The organism is Gracilibacillus lacisalsi DSM 19029 (genome assembly GCF_000377765.1).
Taxonomy (GTDB): Bacteria; Bacillota; Bacilli; order Bacillales; family Amphibacillaceae; genus Gracilibacillus; species Gracilibacillus lacisalsi.
Map to the genome: position 1 here is coordinate 1 of NZ_KB898681.1, position 22,782 is coordinate 22,782.

Genomic DNA, 22,782 nt, shown 5'->3' on the forward strand with positions numbered 1-22,782 from the left:
TCTATTCGATAGAGTAAGATCCCTCAGAGACGATGAGGTAGATAGGTTCGAGGTGGAAGCATGGTGACATGTGCAGCTGACGAATACTAATCGATCGAGGACTTAACTATACGATTTGTTTGAACTTGTAATATAACTCTTATCTAGTTTTTAGGGTACATCCCTTAAATATTATACAAAGTCTGGTGGCGATAGCGGAGAGGTCACACCTGTTCCCATGCCGAACACAGTAGTTAAGCTCTCCAGCGCCCATGGTAGTTGGGGCTCACGCCCCTGCAAGAGTAGGACGTTGCCAGGCTTGTATTACAAAAATGCATACACTGTTTATTTTTATGTTTTCCTTATTATTATCGCGGGGTGGAGCAGTCTGGTAGCTCGTCGGGCTCATAACCCGAAGGTCGCAAGTTCAAATCTTGCCCCCGCAACCAAATTTGGTCCGGTAGTTCAGTTGGTTAGAATGCCTGCCTGTCACGCAGGAGGTCGCGGGTTCGAGTCCCGTCCGGACCGCCATTTTATGACTAACAAATAGCAAAACCTTAAGTTTCGATACTTAAGGTTTTTTTGTGTTCTAGGAAAATTAAAAAATTTGAGCATGATGAGCCACCTCTGTATATAATCATTGTTATCTCAACTTTAAAAATAAATAAGTAGGAAAAGGTTGATTAAAAAAGTAAAGATAGTTAATTTAAGTACCAAAAATTACACGAATGAAGTCAAAATAGTACTAAACAGTCAATTAAGTATCAAAAAAAGAAATTATTAGATTAAAATGGTACTTATAATAGCTTTTAGTACCAAAATGAAACATGCTGAACACTAAATTGGCACTAAATCATAAAACTCTCATTAATTTCCTATTTGATATTTCGAGTAGTTTCAGTTTTTGCTCTGGTCTTGGAAAAATGTAACATTTACCAATGGATATTGAAACCAAGTAAGCCAAGGAGTAAAGCTTTTTTTATCTATGTTAAAGTCAAGGATTATGAGAGGTGCTTCTCCTGTCCTCTTATCTAAAGTTTTGGTATGATGTGTGTATATTGTTGTGCTTTGGAGGTGTGGTTGTTGAAAGAATTTGATTTTATTCGGTCCATTCAGCCGGATTTTTATCGACAATCCTCTGTTGTAAAAGGTATTGGTGATGATGCGGCTATTGTAAGACATACTAATGAGGATATTATTACGACGATAGATACGATGGTGGAAAATGTTCATTTTTCTGCTAAGACAACTGAACCTTTTCATATTGGTTATCGAGCATTGGCTGCGAATATAAGTGATATTGCAGCTATGGGGGGCAAACCAACGTCATATGTAGTATCTATTGTTATACCAGACAGCTGGGCTGCAGACGATTTACAAGAGATTTATCACGGCATGGAAGAGTTGGCTAAAGTATTTAACATGGATCTTATCGGTGGAGACACTGTGTCAGGTGAACAATTAGTCCTTTCTATTACCGTTTTAGGAACTGTTTTAAAAGGAAATGCTAGATATCGCAGTGATGCACAGGAACATGATATAATCTTTGTAACTGGAACACTTGGTGATGCTGCTTGTGGTTTACATCTATTATTAAATGCTACTCACCAAGAGCAAGACAAGTATCAATATTTTGTAAAGCGACATCAGATGCCAATGCCAAGGGTATCATTTATTAATCATTGTCAAAATATAACGCGGATGTCTTTAAATGATATAAGTGATGGTATTGCAAATGAAGCAAATGAAATAGCAGAGACTTCGGATAAAACATTGATCATTGAATATGATAAAATACCAAGCCATTCACAACTAGCTGATTTTTCCCCCGAACAGCAATTCAAATGGTCTTTAACTGGTGGAGAAGACTTTGAATTGATAGGAACTGTTTCTGAAAAAGATTGGGAACTATTAAAAACGATAGCCGAAAAAGCAAATACTAAAATTTCAGCAATAGGAATGGTGCGAAATGATTGGAGCAAGAATGGTACAGTATGGTTACAACATAATCATCAACTAAAAAAATTGGAAAAATCGGGTTATACACATCTAAGTAGGTGAAATAATGAGTACATATATCTTCGAATCAAATACAGAGGAAGAAACAAGAAGATTAGCAAATAAATTAGCAATACTGCTTTCGCCTGGAGATGTACTAACATTAGAGGGCGATTTAGGTGCAGGGAAAACAACTTTTACCAAAGGTTTAGGTGCTGGCCTTGGTGTAACAAGAACGATTAACAGTCCGACATTTACGATTGTAAAAGAATATGTGGGAGAAATTCCGTTATACCATATGGACGTTTATCGTCTGGAGGATAGTGAAGAGGACATCGGTTTTGATGAATATTTCACTGGAGATGGTATTACCGTTGTAGAATGGGCACAATTTATCGAAGAATTTCTTCCAGCAGAACGATTAGAGGTTCAAATAAAAAGAATCGATGAACATACAAGAAAAATTATTTTTCATCCAATTGGAGATCACTTTGATTCGGTATGTAAGGAGCTATATTCATGAATGTGTTAGCAATTGATACTTCTAATCAATTATTAGGAGTCGCGGTAAGTAAAGATGGGGAAGTGAAAGCAGAGTATACGGCAAATATCAAACGCAATCACTCGGTCGGCTTAATGCCGGCAATCGATCATGTTATGCAAGAAACAGAAACTACGCCAGCTCAGTTAGATAGAATTGCCATTGCCAAAGGTCCAGGCTCATACACTGGTGTTCGGATTGGACTCGCAACAGCAAAGACAATCGCATGGACGCTAAAGATCCCGATTGTGGCTATATCTAGTCTAGAATTATTGGCGCATAATGTAAGACAACAGAATGTGCTGATCTCTCCTTTTTTTGATGCACGTAGAGGCTTAGTTTACACAGGATTATATGAAAACAATTATGATCGAATTCATGTAAAAAAAGAAGACCAGAATATTTTAATGGAGCAATGGCTCGATGAAGTCCAAAGCTATCAAAAACCTGTTATCTTTCTTAGTCAGGACATCAAACAGCACCAAAGCTTAATAAAAGAAAAATTAGCTAAGGCCGCCATCATCCCACCTGTCATTGACCATCTTCCTCGTCCTGGCCAATTAGCTCTTTTGGGCGCAGAACGTAATGAGGATAACCTTCATGAGTTAACACCTAACTATATACGTTTAGTTGAGGCAGAAGCAAAATGGTTAAAGGAACAAGAGCAAAATGGCTAGAGTTCAATTTCGAAAAATGAAAGAATCGGATATAGAGGAAGTGAAAGAGATAGACAAACGCTCTTTTTCAATACCATGGCCAGACGATATTTATGAAGAAGAATTAAAGAAGAATCATTATGCTCAATATTTTGTTGCTACTTTAGATGAGAAAGTGATCGGTTTTTGTGGATCATGGATGGTGTTAGATGAAGCACAAATTACGAATATTGCGATTGATCCGGATCATCGAGGGAAAGGATATGGTCAAGGATTATTCCAGTACGTAATCAATTATGCAGTTGCCCGTGGCATTCGTCATTTGTCATTGGAAGTACGTGTTTCCAACCAAACTGCACAACGAATGTACAAGAAGTTTGGGATGAAACCCGGTGGAATCAGGAAGAATTATTATAGTGATAATCAGGAAGATGCTTTAGTATTGTGGGTGAATTTATGAGTGAATATATTTTAGGGATTGAGACGAGCTGTGACGAAACAGCTGCAGCAATAATAAAAGATGGTCGAGAAATTGTGTCAAACGTAGTAGCTTCCCAAATTGAGAGCCATAAACGATTTGGTGGGGTAGTTCCAGAGATAGCTTCGAGGCACCATGTCGAACAGATCACCATCGTGTTAGAGGAAACCTTTGCAAAAGCAGGTTTAACGATCGATGATATGGATGCTGTTGCCGTAACAGAAGGACCGGGGTTAGTCGGTGCACTTTTGGTTGGTGTTAATGCAGCGAAAGGATTGGCATATGCTCATCAAAAACCATTAGTCGGTGTTCATCATATTGCTGGTCATATTTATGCTAACCGATTGGAAAAGGAATTTGAGTTTCCGCTGTTAGCATTAGTTGTTTCTGGTGGACATACTGAACTGATACTGATGAAGGAACATGGTGATTTTGAAATTATTGGGGAAACTAGAGATGATGCTGCTGGTGAAGCGTATGATAAAGTGGCGAGAACATTGGAATTACCTTATCCAGGTGGTCCCAAAATCGATCAGTTAGCACATCAAGGAGAAGCTAACATTGACTTTCCGCGTGCATGGTTAGAAGAGGATTGCTTTGATTTTAGTTTTAGTGGATTAAAATCAGCTGTTATTAATACATTGCACAATGCTAAACAAAAAGGTGAAACATTAAAACAAGAAGATTTAGCAGCAAGTTTTCAAGCAAGTGTTGTCGAAGTGCTAACAGAAAAAACATTTCAAGCTGCCAAACAATATGGTGTGAAACAAGTGATTGTTGCAGGCGGTGTTGCGGCTAACAAAGGGTTGCGTGCAGCGATGCAAGCTAAGTTTGAACCGGAAGAGTCTGTAGAATTGCTTTTTCCATCATTATCGCTATGTACGGATAATGCAGCAATGATTGCAGCAGCAGGAGCGATTGCTTTCAAGCAAGGTGACCGAGCAAAATGGGATTTAAATGCTAATCCAAGTTTAAGTCTCGAAAGATATGCAAAGAGATCAATGCTAGAACGATAAACGTTCTAGCATTTTTTTACGCAGTGTGTAGCCGGAGTGATGGTCAAGCAGTTGATATAGAAATCGTAAAATCTTTATTATCCACAAAGATTTTCTGTGAATGTGGATTATTACATATCCCTTGTGATATCAAGCTTGAATAACAGTAATAGAATGTGGATAAAACGAATTAAAATTGTGGATAATGTGGACAAACATCTTAATAACTGATTTGCTAGGACTGAATAAGTGGATAAGGATGTGCATAATTGAGGATAAGTAAAATGGAAAAGGACATAATGCCTATTTCGCAAAATGCCCTTTTTGTCTATTCGTGTAATGTTTCCCATTCTTCCATTAATGATTCCAATCTTGCCTTTAAAGAGTCATTTTGGTTAGTTAGTTCCAATGCTTTTTCATGATCTTGAAAAACGTCAGGATCACATAACATTTGGTCAATTTCTTCCATTTCTAACTCAAGCTGTTCAATCTCATCTTCAATTTCCTTAATTCTACGCTCTTTTTTCCGTTGCTCTTTCTTTAATTGCTTTTCTTTTTCATAATTAGATTTTGTATCATCAGACTTGTCGACTGTTTTCTTTTCTGCCTTCTTTAGTTCGGCAAGTTCTTGTTCTTCTTGCTTTTTCTCCACATAGTAATCATAATCACCTAAGTAGAGCGTTGTTTTGTTAGCTTGCATTTCTAATACATGTGTTGCAATCTTATTAATAAAATAACGGTCATGAGAGACAAATAAAATCGATCCAGGATAGTCAATTAATGCAGCTTCTAACACTTCTTTGCTATCCAAATCTAAATGGTTGGTCGGTTCATCAAGTAACAAGAAGTTAGCCTTCTCCATCATTAATTTTGCTAGTGCTAGACGCGCTTTTTCCCCACCACTTAAAGCCGAAACGTTACGTAACACATCATCACCGCTGAAAAGGAAGTTACCGAGAATGGTGCGAATGTCCTTTTCATTCATAACTGGATAATCATCCCACAGTTCATTCAATACCGTTTTCTTAGGATTTAATTGTGTTTGTTCTTGATCATAGTAACCAATCTGTACATTTGTTCCGAGCTGAATGTCACCTGAAGCAGGATCTAGCTGTCCGATAATCGTCTTTAATAAGGTAGATTTTCCAACACCATTTGGTCCGACTAGTGCTACACTATCCCCACGTTCGATATGCAAGTTAAGATTTGAAAAAATGAATGGATCTGATTCTTGATAGTGAAATGCTAAATCGTTAATTTTTAACACATCGTTACCACTTCTGCGGTTAATGGTAAAAGTAAACTTGGCAGAGCTTTCTTCACCAGCTGGTTTGTCCATCACTTCCATTTTTTCTAACTGCTTACGTCTACTTTGGGCACGTTTCGTAGTAGAAGCACGTACAATATTCTTCTGAATAAACTCTTCCATTCTTTTAATTTCACTCTGTTGTTTCTCATAGAGCTTTAGATCACGTTCATAATTCGCCGCTTTTTGTTGCAAATAATCACTATAATTGCCATGATATTTAGTTGAATGATGTCGAGATATTTCATAGACAATATTTACGGTTTTATCTAAAAAGTAGCGGTCGTGAGAGACGATGACAACAGCACCTTGATAATTGTTTAAATAGCCTTCCAACCACGTTAACGTTTGAATATCCAAATGGTTGGTAGGCTCATCTAATATGAGAATGTCAGGTTTCGTTAATAAAAGTTTCCCTAAAGCTAATCTTGTTTTTTGACCACCACTTAGTGTAGCAATCGAGGTCGTCCACATGCTTTCTGGGAAATCAAGGCCGTTCAGCACCGCTTTTATGTCCGCTTCATATTGATAACCACCTGCAAGTTTGAAAGCTTCTTGTTTTTGATCATAACTAGCAAGCAACTGCTCATAACGTTCACTATCCGCAAGCAGGTCAGGATCGCCCATTTGCTGTTCCATCTGACGTAGCGCTTTTTCTTCCTTTTGAAAGTGTTCAAAAATCTTAAGCATCTCGTCCCAAATCGTTTCATTAGAATTTAAACCTGAATGTTGTGCAAGATAGCCTAACGATACATCTTTCGGTTTATGAATTTCCCCTTCATCATAACTAAGTTGATTGGAAATAATATTTAAAAGAGTGGATTTTCCGGCACCATTTCGACCCACTATAGCAATCCGGTCATCGCTTTTTATCTCTAATTTTATATTAGATAAGATCAGTTCAGCACCGAATCTTTTGGTTAAATTGTTTACTTGTAAATAAATCATTTGATTTCACCTCTAATATGTTCAGTGTATCGGAAAGCAGAAACCACTGCAAGCACGGTTATTTGGCTGTAAGTGAATTATTTCACGACATTTAACCGCTTTTCTGTTAGAATAAAAAGTAAGTAAAAACATTCACAAATCCAAACCGAACTATAGTAAGGGGAATGAATGATGATCAATCAAAATAAAATACCACAAGCGACGGCAAAACGTTTGCCATTATATTATCGATTTTTAAATAATCTTCATATCCAGGGGAAATCGCGAGTATCTTCAAAAGAACTAAGTGAAGCGATGAAAGTCGATTCTGCTACAATAAGACGAGATTTCTCCTATTTTGGTGCTTTAGGGAAAAAAGGTTATGGCTATAATGTCGAATATTTGCTGGGATTTTTCCGTAAAACATTAGATCAGGATGAAAATACTCCCGTTGCGCTAATTGGTGTAGGGAATTTAGGAACCGCTTTTTTAAATTATAATTTCACCAAAAATAATAATACAAAAATTGAAGTCGCTTTTGATGCTGATAAACGAAAGGTCGGCAAAACGATAGGGGATATTCAAGTGCACCACATTGACGATTTAGAGGGGAACTTAGAAAATATCTCTGTGGCGATTTTGACAGTACCTGTATCGGAAGCACAAAATATTACTGATCGCCTAGTGAAAGCCGGAATCAGCGGTATTTTGAACTTCACACCGGCAAGAATTACAGTTCCCGAGAATGTCCGTGTACACCATATTGATTTAGCCGTGGAACTACAATCACTTGCCTATTTTATGAAGCATTATCCGTTAGAGAACGAAGGAGAAGAGTAAAGATATCATTACTAAAAAATAGACTCAGCTAACAGCTAAGTCTATTTTTTCTTATTGTCATTCGCCTTTTTTATGCGAAAATGTAGATTGATTAATCTCAACGCAACCACAAAATCAATTGTTGCAAAGGTTGCTAATAAAATGGTAATAAAGTTAAAAACAGTTTCATCTGCCGATTGGATTGCGATGTAGGTGAACAAAGCGCCTAATGCAATGTAAAAAATGGCAGACCGTAAAGGTGAAATACGCATAATACTAATGTCCTCCAATAAGAATCGTCATTAACTCTTTTATTTGATCCATTTGCTGTTCCATTTCTTCTGGATCGACAGACAGTTGACCGATTACGGCAAATGTATTCATGGACATATGCACAATAATTGGTACAAGGATTCGTTTCGTTTCAACGTAAAGAAAGGCAAACACCATTCCAACTGAAGTGTATATAAGTAAGTGTTCAAAATCATTATGAACAGCTGCGAAAATGACCCCAGATAACAACGCAGCGAAAAAGAAGTTCATTCTCTTATAGAGTGAACCAAAAATAGCTTTACGAAACACTAACTCTTCTAGAATTGGTCCCAATATAGAAATAATTACAATGAACAAAGGAGTTTGTCGTGCTATATTCATTAAGTCCATTGTATTTTCTGAACCAGGTGGGATTTTGAAAACTACCATTTCAATAACAACAGCAACGCCTTGTGTTATCATTACAAGGAAAAAACCTAGTACAGACCACAGTATAATGGTTCCAATTTTCTTTTGTTGTGCTTGGAAGAAATCTTGCACTTCATCCCTTATGAAATAGATAGATATCATCAAAGCTATCGCAAATGATGCAATATTCCAGTTAGCTTGGAAAGTATCCAAATCTTCAATGAAGGAAGCAAACGGTAGAGCCAAAAAGATGGAAAACTGCATAGCAATATACGTTATGATCAAATAAATATATTTTCTTGGCAAAGTATAACGACTCCCTTAAACTCTTTTTAATGTCATGATACGTATTTTAACATAAATTTAGAATAAAATTGAAATACTTCGTCTACACATAGAAGTATGTGAGTATTTTGCTGTTCATAAGTGGAGGGGAGACCCTCCACTTATATAGTTAGCGACCGGGATAAATTTTTTTAAAAAACGATATTAAAATACTTGCAAAAAAAATCAGTTTTCATTATTATAATAATTGTGTTAGCACTCCTCTTGAACGAGTGCTAATAATCAACAAAATAATGAATGAGAAATTCAAGGAGGTAACGAAAAGATGCTAAAACCATTAGGTGATCGTGTCATTATTGAGCTTGTAGAGCAAGAAGAAAAAACAGCGAGTGGAATTGTTCTTCCAGATTCTGCGAAGGAAAAACCACAAGAAGGTAAGGTTGTAGCTGTTGGTTCTGGTCGTGTAACAGACAATGGAGAGAAAGTGGCACTTGAAGTTGAAGAAGGAAATACTATCATTTTCTCTAAATTTGCTGGTACAGAAGTAAAATATGAAGGTAAAGAATACTTAATTCTTCGTGAAAGTGACATTTTAGCAGTTGTAAGCTAAGTAAGATAACGAAGAGCTTTAAAGATAAATAACATAACATTTTTTAAAATTTTAAGGAGGTTTTCTCACAATGGCTAAAGAATTAAAATTTAGTGAAGAAGCACGTCGCGCAATGCTACGTGGGGTAGACACACTTGCTAATGCAGTAAAAGTAACATTAGGACCAAAAGGTCGTAACGTTGTTTTAGATAAAAAATATGGTTCACCACTAATTACAAATGACGGTGTAACGATTGCTAAAGAAATTGAATTAGAAGATAGTTTCGAAAATATGGGTGCACAGCTTGTTTCTGAAGTTGCTTCTCAAACAAATGATGTAGCTGGTGACGGTACAACAACTGCAACAGTATTAGCACAAGCAATGATCCAAGAAGGTCTTAAAAACGTTGCATCTGGTGCAAACCCAGTAGGTGTACGCCGCGGTATCGAAAAAGCGGTTGAAATCGCAACGGAAGAACTTCGTAAAGTTTCCAAACCTATCGAAGGAAAAGATTCAATTGCACAAGTAGCAGCTATTTCTTCTGCTGATGATGAAGTAGGTCAATTAATCGCAGAAGCAATGGAGCGTGTGGGTAACGATGGTGTTATCACAATCGAAGAGTCTAAAGGATTCAACACAGAATTAGAAGTTGTTGAAGGTATGCAATTCGATCGCGGATATGCTTCTCCATATATGGTTACTGACCAAGATAAAATGGAAGCATCTCTTGAAGATCCTTACATTTTAATTACTGACAAGAAAATCAACAATATCCAAGAAGTATTACCAGTACTAGAACAAGTTGTACAACAAGGTAAACCACTTCTATTAATCGCTGAAGATGTAGAAGGCGAAGCGCTTGCTACATTAGTAGTGAACAAACTACGTGGAACATTTAATGCAGTTGCTGTAAAAGCTCCTGGATTCGGTGATCGTCGTAAAGCAATGCTAGAAGATATCGCTGTTTTAACTGGTGCTGAAGTAATTACAGAAGATCTTGGATTAGATCTAAAAAACACTAGCATTGAGCAATTAGGTCGCGCTTCTAAAGTAGTTGTTACTAAAGAGAACACAACTATCGTAGAAGGTTCAGGTGACCCAGAACAAATCTCTGCTCGTGTTGCACAAATCCGTGCACAGGTAGAAGAAACTACTTCTGAATTCGATAAAGAAAAATTACAAGAGCGCCTAGCTAAGCTTGCTGGCGGTGTAGCTGTAGTAAAAGTTGGTGCTGCAACAGAAACAGAACTTAAAGAACGTAAGCTACGTATTGAGGATGCATTGAACTCAACTCGTGCAGCGGTTCAAGAAGGTATCGTTTCTGGTGGTGGTACGGCACTACTTAACGTATATAACAAAGTTGCAGAACTTAATCTTGAAGGTGACGAAGCTACTGGTGTAAACATCGTACTTCGCGCACTAGAATCTCCAGTTCGTCAAATTGCAGAAAATGCTGGATTAGAAGGTTCAATTATCGTAGAACGTCTAAAAGGTGAAAAAGTTGGAATTGGTTTCAACGCAGCAACTGGTGAATGGGTAGACATGATCGACGCTGGTATCGTTGACCCAACCAAAGTTACGCGTTCTGCACTTCAAAACGCAGCAAGTGTATCTGCGATGTTCTTAACTACTGAGGCAGTAGTAGCTGACATTCCAGAAGAAAATGGTGGCGGTGCACCAGACATGAGTGGAATGGGTGGCGGAATGCCAGGAATGATGTAATGCATTCTTCCAGAAGCGAAGTTAACGATAAATAGTTTATAAGTAGAAGACTACTTCCTAAGATAAAGGAGGTAGTCTTCTTTGTTGTTTTTCTGCTCATCATTATCGATTATTATAAAATGCAAAATAATGAAGTTATTAGGATCGTGAGTATAGTATAGGAGGTCTATTGGATATGATAAGGGAGAAGGGAGTCTGACAAATGCCTAACTATGTCCCTTATATGATTCTTACTATCATTAGTATTTTAATATTGGTTTTAATAATTGTTCATAAGCGTCAATTTGGTGTTACTGTGCTATTTCTATGCTTTTCGGGAATGGTATATATAGCAGAACTCTTTGTTATGATTATCGGAAATAGCTACAATTATTTTCCTAAAGTACTCTCCGTTCCATACTACGATAACGTACTAGGCGCAATTGTTTCGAACTTATTTGTTATCCCTATCTTGGGTGTTGTAGCAGCGATGTATAAGCTTCGCTTTCGTTGGCTCGTACTCTTCGCAGTAATGCTGGTAGTTATAGAATGGTTATTTGAATGGTTTGATATTTATCAGACAAACTGGTGGAGGAAAGAATATACCTTTATCTGCACATTGTTTTTCTTTTTATTAGCTAAATTCTGGATACGAGCTCTACAGTTAGGTACTAAATGGTCACGATTTCTATCATTGTGGATGCAAGGATGGAGTGGTGTTGCTACCGTGATGTTCATCATGTCTGTCGCTACCATTCGTCATTATGAATTTGGTTTTTTTGAAAATGTTTATCGTGATGACATTTTAGTATCAGCAATAATGGGTATTTTGAAAAGTTTAATATTTGTTATAGCAATTATACTTTTCAAAAAGTTCCGCTGGCGATTACTTGCACCTATTTTAGTTTTTGGAATTGATTTGCCTCTGTATTACGTAGGTATACTTGTGATTGAAATTCCATTTTGGATATATACTATGATTTATTTGGTTCTGGCAACTCTTTTACTTGGGTGGAACCAGTATGCCTATTCTTTTATTTGCAAAATTGCAAGATGACATCCCCCCTGATGGAGCTATTAAGATCAGTCGTGCATAGTAAATATATTTTAAACGCAAGAGGCAGCAAAGCATTTACTTTACTGCCTAATAATTCAAGCTTGAGTGTATTGTTTTTGAATATTAGCAATCACTTCGTATTCTTGTTCCAGTAGGCGAGGTATGCGAATAAAGATGGGCATTAATTCTTGGTAAGTTTTTGCGGCATCTGGATTAGGGAGGTGGCTATGAACCGAACCAACCATGTTTTTCACTTCCTCCAAAGAATCGATATCCCCTTTCGCATACATGCCTAATACAACAGCTCCTAAGCAAGAACTCTCAAAGCTTTCAGGTACCATGACTTTCTGGTCGAATATGTCAGCAAGCATTTGTCGCCAGAATGGAGAGCGGGCAAAGCCACCAGTAGCTTGGATTCGTTTCGGTTCCCCGATTAATTCTTCTAGAGCTAGTAATACACTATATAGATTCATCATAATTCCTTCTAGTACAGCGCGTATCATATGTTCTTTCTTATGATGCATGGCTAGCCCAAAAAAGGAGCCTCTTGCATTCGAATTCCATAATGGAGCCCGTTCTCCTGTTAAATAGGGGTGGAAAAGCAATCCTTCTGATCCAGCTGGAACGGTTTCGGCAAGTGCTGTGAGTAAATCATATGGGCTTTCACCAGTCTGCTTGGCTTTTTCAACTTCTGCTTGTCCTAATTCCTCCTTCAGCCAGCGGAAAATCATGCCGCCATTATTGACAGGACCGCCAATAACCCAATGCTTATCGGTTAAAGCATAACAGAAAATCCTTCCTTTTGGATCGGTGACAGGTTTATCTGTAACAGTGCGAATAGCCCCGCTTGTTCCAATTGTTAGAGCTACGACTCCGGGTTCAATCGCATTTACTCCTAAATTAGACAGTACGCCATCACTTGCACCAAGAATAAAAGGTAGATCGGAAGGTAATCCTAGTTCTTCCGCATATGGTGGATGTAGACCTGTGATGGAGTGTGTCGTTGCTACCGGCGTACTTAATTGTTCCTTATTAATTTGCAGTAATTCCAGTACTTCTTGATCCCAATCCAATTGCTCTAAATGAAACATGCCTGTTGCAGAAGCAATCGAGTAATCAATCATATATTGACCAAACAGACAGTAGAAAACATACTCTTTAATAGAAATAAACTTATGATCAGGTTTGAATAACTCAGGGTGCTCTTCTTTTAACCATACCAATTTCAGTAAGGGTGACATTGGGTGAATAGGTGTGCCAGTACGTAAATAAATTTGATGTCCATTATACGTTTGCTTTACTTTCTCCATGTAATGAGAACTGCGATTGTCTGCCCATGTAATGGAGTTAGTTAATGGCTCACCATTGTGATTAACGACCATTAAACTATGCATGGCAGAACTAAAGGAAATAAATTGGACCTCATTTCCAGTTATTTTTGCTTCTTTTATACTTTCTTTAATAGTAGTTAAAACAGCTTGAAAGATTTCTTCAGGATTTTGCTCTGCAACTTCTGGTTGGGGAGTATGTAATGGATACTCCACGCCCGCTCTGCTTAAAGCCTCTCCATTATTATTAAAAACTACTGCTTTCGTACTTGTCGTGCCAATATCGACACCAATCATAACTTTGCTCATGCTGATAGATTCCTCCTATGTAAAATGGGCTGCTGCTTATTTCAATAAAGCAGCGCCCATCGTATCAATTATGAAATGAAAATGCCTAGAATAAGTGCAACGGATAAACCGACAAGACCTATTAATGTTTCCATTACTGTCCACGATTTCAATGTATCCTTTACATCTAAGCCAAAGTATCGACCCACTAACCAGAAACCAGAGTCATTAACATGTGATAACACTGTTGCACCTGATGCAACTGCGATAACGATTAACCCTAAAACAGGACCTTCAAGGCTTAAGATATCTATTAAGGGAGCTACAAGTCCTGCTGCTGTTACCATTGATACAGTTGCAGATCCTTGAGCAACACGTACAGCAGCCGCGATTAAGAATGCTAGTAAAATCGGTGGTAGATTTGAGCCAGCCATCATGTTACCAATCACATCACCTACACCAGATTGAATTAAGACTTCTTTAAATACTCCACCTGCACCAGTTACTAAGATAATAATCCCTGCAGGTTCTAATCCTTTCGTTGCAATATCTTGTACTTCCTGACGAGAAAGACCTCGTTTTGTTCCTAAGAAAATAAAGGTTAAGATCGTTGCAATCGTTAAGGCAACAAAAGGGTGTCCTAAGAAAGTGAATATTTCACGAGCCATATTTCCTTCCTCTAAAAAGAAGTCTGAAAATGTATTACATAGAATTAGTACTAATGGTATTAAAATAATGGAAGCAATTAAAGCAAAGCTAGGCAATTCTCGCTCATCATATTCTATTTCTTCCATATTCATGTATTCTGGTACAACTACATGTAGACGTTTGGAAATATAACGTGCAAACAGTGGACCAGCAATAATCATGGAAGGTATACCAGCCAGTGCGCCGAATAAGATAACCCAACCTAAGTCAGCTCCGACTAAATCTGCAACCGCAATTGGTCCAGGAGTCGGGGGAATAAAACTGTGTGTAACCGCTAAACCAGCAAGTAAAGGAATACCGTAATACAATAATGACTTTCCTGTTTTCTTTGCTAAACCGTATACAAGTGGTACAAGTATGATAAATCCAACATCAAAAAAGACGGGAATAGCTACAAGAAAACCTGTAATCCCTAATGACCATTGAGCTTTATCTTCGCCAAGCTTATTGATCATGGTACGTGCTAAACGGTCAGCACCACCAGATACTTCGAGCATTTGACCAAACATCGCTCCTAGACCGACAACGACAGCGACAAAACCTAATGTTCCACCCATACCCTGTTCCATCGTGTCGATTACATCGCCAAGAGGCATTCCTGCTAAAATACCGACAATTAAACTGACGACTAATAAAGCAACGAACGCGTGTAATTTCGTTCGAATAACGAGAAATAATAATAAGAATATTCCTGCTAACGCAATAAGTATTAACATTTGATCTGACATGTTGTTTCCATCCTTTGCTGAAAAATTTTTTAGACCTTAGTTACAGCATGGCCACCGAATTCATTACGGAGTGCTGCGACAACTTTTCCGGTAAATGTGTCTTGCTCTTGTGAGCGATAGCGCATCATTAGAGCGAGTGTGATAACAGGCGCAGCCATTTCATAGTCGAGTGCTGTTTCTACTGTCCATTTTCCTTCTCCTGATGAGTGCATGATCCCTTTTATTTGTTCGAGATTAGGATCTTTTCCGAAAGCGTCTTCTGTTAACTCCATTAACCAGGAGCGAATAACGGAGCCATTATTCCATACTTTGGCAACCTTTTCATAATCGTAAGCAAAAGGACTTTTCTCAAGTATGTCAAAACCTTCTGCTATCGCTTGCATCATACCATATTCGATTCCGTTATGGACCATTTTAAGAAAGTGACCGCTTCCAACAGGACCAGTATATAAGTAGCCATTCTCAACGGTTAAGTCTTGAAAAAGTGTTTCTAGCTTTTCGAACTCCTGCTGGTCTCCACCTATCATTGTACAGGCGCCTTTTCGTGCACCATCAACACCACCGCTTGTCCCACAATCAAAGAAGTAGATCCCCTTTTCTTTACACGCATCCCCACGCTTGATGGAATCTTTGTAATGAGCGTTTCCGCCATCAATAATCCGGTCACCGCTTTCAAGTTGCTCCAGTAAAGCTTGAAATACAGATTCTGTAGCATCACCCGCTGGAACCATCATCCAAACAGTGCGCGGTGCTTGTAAACGACTTACTAGTTCTTTTATCGTTGGGGCAGCCTCACCGCCATCTGAAATAATATGCTGTAGTGTTTCTTCACTCGTATCGTGAGCAATAACAGTATAATTCTTATCTAGTAGATTTAGTGATAGTTGGTATCCCATTTTCCCTAAACCTATCATTCCTATTTGCATCATGACCAATCCTCTTTCGAAAAAATTTTCGTTCTTCATACATTATACGAAAAAAAATTCTTTTTTCAACCGTTTACAAAAAATATTTTTTTTCGTAGACTAATCTTGTATAATGAGAACTAAAGATTGTTCAGGAGAATGCTAATGAGAAAAAGAGAGCAAACATGCCTAGAAAAGGTACGAAGAAATTATCCGAAGTTCAGTGTCACAGAACGAAAAATTGCTGATTATATCTTAGAAAATCCTAATCAGATTATTCATTCTTCGATTAACCAGTTGGCAGAGGATTTAGATGTTGCAGATTCAACTGTTTTTCGATTTTGTAAGCGGATAGGTTACAAAGGTTACCAGGCGATGAAAATTGCATTAGCCTCTGAAGTAGTGTCTTCTATTCAACATATTCATGAAGAAGTGGAAAGTGATGACGAGTTAAATACGGTAGCCGCCAAGGTATTTCGAACCAATATGCAATCTTTGGAAGAAACATTGAAGATTATCGATGAAGAACAACTGCAAAAGGCTGTAAATAGTCTATTGTCTGCCCGTCAAATTCACTTTTTTGGTAGTGGTGGATCGAATACGGTAGCATTGGATGCATACCATAAGTTTATTCGTACCGGTTTGCCGGTACAAACTGTAGTGGATACTCATTTTCAGTTGATGGCTGCTTCCCAGCTGGATGAGAGGGATTGTGCTGTGCTTATTTCACATTCAGGGTCGTCCAAGGATATTTTACATATTTTAAACGTATTGAGAAAGAATCAAGTAAGAACGATCGCGATTACCAACTTTGCGAAATCAACGTTAAGTGAAGCGGTACATATTCCACTATATACGAGCTCTGGAGAAACCGATTTTAGAACAGAAGCATTTTCGTCTCGAATTGCGCAGTTGACCTTACTAGATTTATTATTTGTCAACGTTTTGATGAACAGGGGAGAAGCAGGACAAGAAGCACTTAATAAAATGCGCGAAGCTATTACGGTGAAAAGAATATAGAACACTTGGGACAGAAGTATCTCTATTTTTGAATTGTAGATTAGTGAAGTATAAGACTAGAATTTGCAATGCTAAAAAGTAACAGGAATCAGAGAGAAGGAGAATATTCGAACAAATAAAGTTGAGACCATCAAAGATAATGATCTCAACTTTTTTGTTGTTTTGGCTAGCTATGTCCCAGCTTCTATTGTATACGAAACCGTTTTGTCAATTTAGCTAGTGATTGCGATAATTCTGTTAGTTTTAAGCCAATATCGTGTGTTCTCTCCATTTGATGGATTTGCTCATCACTTGTTGCATACATTTCTTCAGCGCTTGCTAATGTTTCCTGAGAGACAGATGCAAAGCTAACAGTAGCTTGTTCAAGATCAGGTAGAACTTGATGCACGTTTTGCAGTTCATTTTCCATACTGTTAATGCGATTGCTAACCGTATCGATTTGTTCCATTAATTCATCAATGGATAATTTCGTATCGTTAGCGATAGTTAAGTTAGACGTGATGCTTGTATGCATTTGATCGAATTCGTCTGCTGCTTGTGTTGTTACACTCTCCATTTCCGAGATGGAGTTAGTAATTTCTTCTGTCGCATTGGTAGCTTGTTCTGCTAGCTTTCTGACTTCATTTGCAACGACAGCGAATCCTTTACCAGATTCACCTGCTCTAGCTGCTTCAATGGCAGCATTTAACGCTAAAAGTTTGGTTTGTTCGGCTATTCCTTTAATTAAATCGACTAAGCTGGTAATGGACGATGAGTGAGCATTCACTTGCTGTATCGTTTGATTCAGATGCTCAAAACCTTGACCAAAGGAAGTAATCATTTCGATCAGCTTTGTCATGTTTTTCTCACCATATGCTGCAGAGTTATTCATATTCTCCGAGCTGTTATCAACCATTTTCATATTTTCTAATAAAGAAAAGATCTTTTCTTTCATTTCGTTGAAACTATTGGTACTCTGCTCTGAACTGTTAGCAGTTTGTTCAGCACCTTCTTTTACAACATTGATGGATGCAATTAACTGATGACTTGACGCTAAAGAACTGCCTGAAGAATCTTTTAACAGATCTCCCGTTGTTTCTAGCTGGGAAGTAGTATCATCGAGTTCTTTCAACATTGTCCGCATTTGGCTGATCATAGCGTCATAACTTTTATGCAATGATACGATCTCCGGTATGGTCGTATTTATTTCAACTGTATCTTGTAAGTTGCCGTTTCGTGCCTCTCTCATGGTGTTTCGTAATTTCGTTAAAGGCTTGGTTAAACTTCGAACAAAAAATAATACAATGAAGACGGAGATAATCAAACTAACGATGATGACAATAATAATCGTTTGAGCCATATCATGAACAGCCCCCATATAAGACTGGGTAGGGACAACTAAAACGTATAGCCCATCAATTTGCTCACTTAAATCTTCAACAATCATGGTATAGTCCATCCCATTGATTTCTTTGTGCATGACTCCTTTTTTTAGTTCAATCATTTGGTCTATTAAGGAATCGGAAAAGGTGAAATTACTGTCATTACTCACTTTGAAAGGGGTGACATCGCTATCAACAATATAGTAAATATCAGACATGATTCCTTCTTCTTCAAGTCTCTCTTTTTGTGAGCGTATTTCTGTTTCGAGTTGTTGCATAAAATATTCATCATCACTAACATATAGAAATTTCAGGTTGTCAGCTATGTATGCAAGTAATTCCCCTTCACGTGTCAACCGGTTTTCCATTGTTTCCATTGTTGTCTCTTTTGCATTTAGGTATGTACTTAAGCCGACAACACTTATGGAGATAATTAATAAAACAAAAAATAAAACTAGTAATCTAGTTTGTAAATTTATCTTAGATAGGAAGCTTTGTCTATATTTCTTTCCCTTTTGAGGCTTTTTACCTGCTTTGTCGAGATAAAACTTCAATTTGTAATCCTCCAGTTCCTAGGTAATTATCCTTACATCGACAAATTGTAACAAATGAATGTTAAGTTAATGTTAATTTTAGATATATATTTAGTAAAAAAGTACCATTATGATAACTGGAAGATGGAAGTGTACAGTGAAAAAAAGCAAACTAACCATAACAAGCATTACTCGATAAAAAGTTTCAAATTTTTAATACATTTACCTTAACACTAATAGGAAATTTTTCGAATACGATAAATAAAATATAAATAAACAGGAGTGAAGTGATGGAAAGTATAAATAAATGGAGTCAGACGCTAAAAATAAAGCAAAACTCACTTCTATCACAACATTATCCAGAAACTGTATTATACAGTAGCGATAATTTAAACGATTTTTTAAACCGTTATGCTTTTATTTATGTTAAACCGATCTCCAATAGTAAAGGTAGGGGAGTGGTACAGATTGGCACAAACTCAAACGGACAATATACCATCAAGGGGTATACAATTGCTGGATCTAAAGTAGATAGAGAATTTAATAGTTTAGAGGCAGTAATAAAGGTTATTCACTCTATTTATAGAAGAAAGTTAAATTCCAAGCGTTATATTATTCAGCAAGGTATTTCCAGTGTTACGCCAGATAAACTAGCATTAGGTGTTCGGGCACATATCCAATACGTACAAGGTAAATGGGTTTTAGGAGGGATGCTAGGGAAGCTTGTCGATATAGATAGTGGCATTGTCAATCGAAATCGCGGAGCATGGGCGTTACCAATCAGACAACTTTTATTACAGCATTTACAAATGGATCAACAGCAGGCCGAAAAATTAGAAAAGGAAATAGAGAGAATTTGTATTGAAGTAGGCAAAGTTTTTGGTGATGAAAAAAGGCGAATCGTAGAATGTGGAATTGATATCGGCATTGACCAGTTAGGGAAAGTATGGGTATTTGAGGTTAATATGATAGGACCAAGTATTGAATTTTTTTCTTATCTTAAAGATAAATCAATGTTCAATCAGATCTTGGAAAATCGATAAAAACGTCGTTTCAAGGATAAGCGATAAGTTGAATGTACAACCGAAAATTGCCGTTGTTCCCTTGATAGACGCAGACCATGGGTCTTTTTAATAGAATGAAAACAGAGTTGTTACAAGTCCCTCAAATAGCATTGGATTTGGATAAGCTACATTATCTACATCAAAGCATAATATATTTGTAGAAATGCTGAAAGGATGAAGAAGCATGTATAACAATTCTAATTTGCATCGATATTCACCTTATCTTAATCAACCAATGTATAATAATGGCATGTATTCCGATCAAGCTCATTACACACCTAATTCTAGTATCCAACACTTTCAAAAAGGAAATGAAATTGGGCTGATAGATTATGGATCAAGACCATTGGTGTTTAATATTAATGAAGCAACAAAACAAAACAATACGTTTCGTACCGCTATTTGGACGGGATCGCAATTCCAAATTACGTTAATGAGTATTGTTGTTGGGGAAGATATTGGAATAGAAATGCATCCTGCAGTAGATCAATTTTTACGTATTGAACAAGGTCAAGGGATTGCTCAGATGGGGACGAACAAGAATCATTTGAATTTTGAAAGATATGTTTATGATGACTCTGCTATCGTCATTCCTGCTGGTACCTGGCATAATGTAATTAATACTGGTACAATTCCACTTAAGCTGTATTCAATATATGCCCCACCTAACCATCCGTTTAATACAGTGCATGTTACTAAGGGAGATGCAATGGCTGCGGAAAGTCATTATCACAATGGAAATATGGGTTCTTTTTAATGATATTTTATCGATTCAAGAAGGGAACATTTGCTTTTTAAATAAGACAGAACGTATATTAGCATTGTGAACACAACTTTTATAAACAAGTAAGGTAGGAAAAGGTCGATTCAAAACTTGTTTGTCGACCCACGTTGCCAGCTCTGAAGAATGTTGTAGCGCATTCCTAAAGCGAAGGCCGTCCACATACCAAGGGGGCAACAGGTAGGGTCAAATTCTTTTTATTCTATATTCCTCGTTTATCCGCAATCATTTCAGACTTTATCAATTAGTTGATAAGTTATACACATTCTTCTGAGGTAACATAATCGATTTCAAAGCCGAGATCTTCTATCATTTGATAATCTTGTAAGCGAGCTTGTCCTTCTGTTGTTAAGTAATCTCCAATAAAGATAGAATTAGCAGGATAAAGTCCAAATGGTTGAAGGCTTCTCAAGTTCACTTCTCTGCCGCCGGATATCCGAATTTCTTTTGTTGGATTCATAAAACGAAATAAACAAAGGACCTTTAAACAATACGTAGGCGTCAATTCGTCTGTACCTTCTAGTAATGTTCCATCAATGGCATGCAGGAAGTTAACGGGGATGGAGTCGGCATTCAGTTCCTTTAAGGCATGCGCCATTTCAATTACATCTTCTTTGCTCTCTTTCATACCGACAATCACACCAGAACACGGCGAGATTCCCGCTGATTTGACGGCCTTTACTGTGGAAACTCGGTCATAATAGCTATGACTCGTTGTAATTTGATCGTGATGATTTGCGGATGTATTAATATTGTGATTGTAGCGATCTACCCCTGCCGCTTTTAATTGATCGGCTTGTTCTGGTTCTAACAGTCCTAAGCATGCACAAATTTTGATATCGTAATGTTGTTTAATTTCCGCAACTGCTGAAGTGACCGTATCAAGTTCTCGTTTGGAAGGACCACGACCACTGGCGACAATACAATAAGTACCTGATTTCGATTCATGTGCTCTTTTAGCACCTTGGACAATCGACTCTTTATCCAGCATTCGATATTTTTCAATCGGGGCGGTAGCGTCTCTTGATTGAGCACAATACCCACAATTTTCAGGACATAGGCCCGATTTCGTGTTGATAATCATATTGAGCTTTACTTTATTTCCATAGTACTGTTTGCGAACCTGGTAGGCACTATCTAGTAAATTTAATAATTGCTCGTTTGGACAGTTTAAAACGGAAAGTGCCTCCTGGTTTGATAGCTTTTCGTTATGTAGAGCTTTTCTTGCTAATGATTGCCAAATACTCATAGAATCCCGCCTTTTTAAGCTGCGTTTTGATTATGTTGGTTTCGAAACATACTTTTGGAGATAAAACTTTTTTCTAGCCGATGAGCAAATATCCCCGCTCCGATAGATAACACAATATCCTTAGGTAAAGGTACTGCCAACCAATACCAAACAAGTTGATAAGAGAATCCTTCAGGTGCGTCAAACCAGAACATATAAGCTGCATACATCCAATTAGCCCCTAACAGGTAATTAATGACCATCGCAATCAGTGCAGCTGTGATATACATGGAAAAGCTCTGTTTCTTCTCTATTAATTTACCTGCAACATATGCGATTACTATAAAAGAAACAATGAAACCAAAAGTTGGTGAAATAAGAGTGGAAGCGCCACCTTTGAATTGGGCGAAAATCGGGGCACCCGCTAAACCTAGTAACATGTAGACCAACATGGAAATAGCTCCCAACCGGCTTCCTAGAATAAGCCCCGTTAAGATTGCAAAAAAAGTTTGTAACGTGATGGGAACTCCACCAATCACCATGAAAGGTGCAATCGATGTAATATTCGCACCTACCGTCATTAAGGCGATAAATATACTGCCGATAGTAAGATCAAGTGCTGTTAAGCGTTTATTATTCTGCATTATTTTCCTCCTTTCCAAAAATAAATTAAATGAAGAAGCTAGAATTGTCAACCTTATTAATAATAGGTTAACGTATGTGAGTGGTCATTTCTTCGCGTATTCGTTCACAAAATTGACATATTTATACACGCTCCTTTATAATTGCTTACGATAAAGAAAATGAAATCATGGTTCAATCCGT

General features: G+C 37.5%; 21 protein-coding genes, 2 tRNA genes and 2 rRNA genes. 16 read left to right on the forward strand and 9 right to left on the reverse strand.

The window, feature by feature from the left end; all coding sequences use genetic code 11:
- The 9 genes from D569_RS0119410 to tsaD form a co-directional block, all read left to right on the forward strand.
- Positions 1–110 (forward strand): 23S ribosomal RNA (locus D569_RS0119410); the annotation flags it as partial.
- Positions 111–181: 71 nt separating this feature from the next.
- A 5S ribosomal RNA gene (gene rrf / locus D569_RS0119415) occupies positions 182–298 on the forward strand.
- A 53-nt stretch (positions 299–351) separates the two neighbouring features.
- A tRNA-Met gene (locus D569_RS0119420) sits at positions 352–428 on the forward strand.
- A gap of 5 nt (positions 429–433) precedes the next feature.
- Positions 434–510, forward strand: a tRNA-Asp gene (locus tag D569_RS0119425).
- 543 nt (positions 511–1,053) lie between these two features.
- A complete protein-coding gene (gene thiL / locus D569_RS0119430) occupies positions 1,054–2,040 on the forward strand; it encodes a thiamine-phosphate kinase (RefSeq protein ID WP_342662703.1) in 987 nt (328 codons plus the stop codon).
- A 4-nt stretch (positions 2,041–2,044) separates the two neighbouring features.
- Positions 2,045–2,500, forward strand: coding sequence for a tRNA (adenosine(37)-N6)-threonylcarbamoyltransferase complex ATPase subunit type 1 TsaE (gene tsaE / locus D569_RS0119435; protein WP_018934103.1), 456 nt, complete (start codon positions 2,045–2,047; stop codon positions 2,498–2,500).
- The gene (tsaB, locus tag D569_RS0119440) at positions 2,497–3,195 is read left to right on the forward strand and encodes a tRNA (adenosine(37)-N6)-threonylcarbamoyltransferase complex dimerization subunit type 1 TsaB (RefSeq protein ID WP_018934104.1); all 699 of its coding nucleotides are present in this window, start codon (positions 2,497–2,499) and stop codon (positions 3,193–3,195) included. The genes tsaE and tsaB overlap by 4 nt, the downstream gene beginning before the upstream one ends.
- On the forward strand, positions 3,188–3,634 hold the full coding sequence (gene rimI / locus D569_RS0119445; protein ID WP_018934105.1) for a ribosomal protein S18-alanine N-acetyltransferase: 447 nt from the start codon (positions 3,188–3,190) through the stop codon (positions 3,632–3,634). The genes tsaB and rimI overlap by 8 nt, the downstream gene beginning before the upstream one ends.
- Positions 3,631–4,668, forward strand: coding sequence for a tRNA (adenosine(37)-N6)-threonylcarbamoyltransferase complex transferase subunit TsaD (gene tsaD / locus D569_RS0119450; RefSeq protein WP_211216080.1), 1,038 nt, complete (start codon positions 3,631–3,633; stop codon positions 4,666–4,668). Before rimI ends, tsaD begins: the two co-directional genes overlap by 4 nt.
- 307 nt (positions 4,669–4,975) lie before the next feature.
- Here tsaD and D569_RS0119455 read toward each other — a convergent pair whose 3' ends face one another.
- Positions 4,976–6,901 (reverse strand): ABC-F family ATP-binding cassette domain-containing protein, encoded by a 1,926-nt coding sequence (locus D569_RS0119455; RefSeq protein WP_018934107.1) that lies wholly within the window; start codon positions 6,899–6,901, stop codon positions 4,976–4,978.
- A gap of 171 nt (positions 6,902–7,072) precedes the next feature.
- Here D569_RS0119455 and D569_RS0119460 point away from each other — a divergent pair, with 171 nt between their 5' ends.
- The gene (locus tag D569_RS0119460) at positions 7,073–7,720 is read left to right on the forward strand and encodes a redox-sensing transcriptional repressor Rex (protein WP_018934108.1); all 648 of its coding nucleotides are present in this window, start codon (positions 7,073–7,075) and stop codon (positions 7,718–7,720) included.
- 41 nt (positions 7,721–7,761) lie between these two features.
- Here D569_RS0119460 and D569_RS0119465 read toward each other — a convergent pair whose 3' ends face one another.
- Both D569_RS0119465 and D569_RS0119470 read right to left on the reverse strand, forming a co-directional pair.
- A complete protein-coding gene (locus D569_RS0119465; protein ID WP_018934109.1) occupies positions 7,762–7,971 on the reverse strand; it encodes a YdiK family protein in 210 nt (69 codons plus the stop codon).
- 4 nt (positions 7,972–7,975) lie between these two features.
- Positions 7,976–8,686, reverse strand: a complete 711-nt coding sequence (locus D569_RS0119470) for a CPBP family intramembrane glutamic endopeptidase (protein WP_018934110.1) — start codon at positions 8,684–8,686, stop codon at positions 7,976–7,978.
- Between the two features lie 304 nt (positions 8,687–8,990).
- On the opposite strand from D569_RS0119470, the gene groES reads away from it, so the two are divergent.
- The 3 genes from groES (at position 8,991) to D569_RS0119485 (ending at position 12,013) form a co-directional block, all read left to right on the forward strand.
- Complete coding sequence (gene groES / locus D569_RS0119475; RefSeq protein ID WP_018934111.1) at positions 8,991–9,275, forward strand: co-chaperone GroES; 285 nt, start codon at positions 8,991–8,993, stop codon at positions 9,273–9,275.
- 70 nt (positions 9,276–9,345) lie between these two features.
- Entirely contained in the window at positions 9,346–10,977 is a 1,632-nt protein-coding gene (gene groL, locus D569_RS0119480; protein WP_018934112.1) for a chaperonin GroEL, read from the forward strand.
- A gap of 202 nt (positions 10,978–11,179) precedes the next feature.
- Entirely contained in the window at positions 11,180–12,013 is an 834-nt protein-coding gene (locus tag D569_RS0119485) for a hypothetical protein (RefSeq protein ID WP_018934113.1), read from the forward strand.
- Positions 12,014–12,108: 95 nt separating this feature from the next.
- Here D569_RS0119485 and gntK read toward each other — a convergent pair whose 3' ends face one another.
- The 3 genes from gntK to gnd form a co-directional block, all read right to left on the reverse strand.
- A complete protein-coding gene (gene gntK, locus D569_RS0119490) occupies positions 12,109–13,656 on the reverse strand; it encodes a gluconokinase (protein WP_211216081.1) in 1,548 nt (515 codons plus the stop codon).
- Positions 13,657–13,718: 62 nt separating this feature from the next.
- Positions 13,719–15,065 carry a GntP family permease gene (locus tag D569_RS0119495; protein ID WP_018934115.1) on the reverse strand — a complete coding sequence of 449 codons (1,347 nt, stop codon included), beginning with the start codon at positions 15,063–15,065 and terminating at the stop codon, positions 13,719–13,721.
- Positions 15,066–15,094: 29 nt separating this feature from the next.
- Positions 15,095–15,991: a phosphogluconate dehydrogenase (NAD(+)-dependent, decarboxylating) gene (gene gnd / locus D569_RS0119500; protein ID WP_026287397.1), complete on the reverse strand. Its 897-nt coding sequence runs from the start codon at positions 15,989–15,991 to the stop codon at positions 15,095–15,097.
- 144 nt (positions 15,992–16,135) lie between these two features.
- Here gnd and D569_RS0119505 point away from each other — a divergent pair, with 144 nt between their 5' ends.
- Entirely contained in the window at positions 16,136–16,990 is an 855-nt protein-coding gene (locus tag D569_RS0119505) for a MurR/RpiR family transcriptional regulator (protein WP_018934117.1), read from the forward strand.
- Positions 16,991–17,174: 184 nt separating this feature from the next.
- Here D569_RS0119505 and D569_RS0119510 read toward each other — a convergent pair whose 3' ends face one another.
- Complete coding sequence (locus tag D569_RS0119510) at positions 17,175–18,905, reverse strand: methyl-accepting chemotaxis protein (RefSeq protein WP_018934118.1); 1,731 nt, start codon at positions 18,903–18,905, stop codon at positions 17,175–17,177.
- Between the two features lie 269 nt (positions 18,906–19,174).
- On the opposite strand from D569_RS0119510, the gene D569_RS0119515 reads away from it, so the two are divergent.
- Positions 19,175–19,927, forward strand: a complete 753-nt coding sequence (locus D569_RS0119515) for a YheC/YheD family protein (RefSeq protein ID WP_018934119.1) — start codon at positions 19,175–19,177, stop codon at positions 19,925–19,927.
- Between the two features lie 205 nt (positions 19,928–20,132).
- Positions 20,133–20,705 (forward strand): cupin domain-containing protein, encoded by a 573-nt coding sequence (locus D569_RS0119520; protein WP_018934120.1) that lies wholly within the window; start codon positions 20,133–20,135, stop codon positions 20,703–20,705.
- A gap of 280 nt (positions 20,706–20,985) precedes the next feature.
- On the opposite strand, the gene bioB is transcribed toward D569_RS0119520, so the two are convergent.
- Positions 20,986–21,978 (reverse strand): biotin synthase BioB, encoded by a 993-nt coding sequence (gene bioB, locus D569_RS0119525; RefSeq protein ID WP_018934121.1) that lies wholly within the window; start codon positions 21,976–21,978, stop codon positions 20,986–20,988.
- Between the two features lie 14 nt (positions 21,979–21,992).
- The gene (locus D569_RS0119530) at positions 21,993–22,601 is read right to left on the reverse strand and encodes a biotin transporter BioY (RefSeq protein WP_018934122.1); all 609 of its coding nucleotides are present in this window, start codon (positions 22,599–22,601) and stop codon (positions 21,993–21,995) included.
- Between the last annotated feature and the right edge of the window lie 181 nt (positions 22,602–22,782).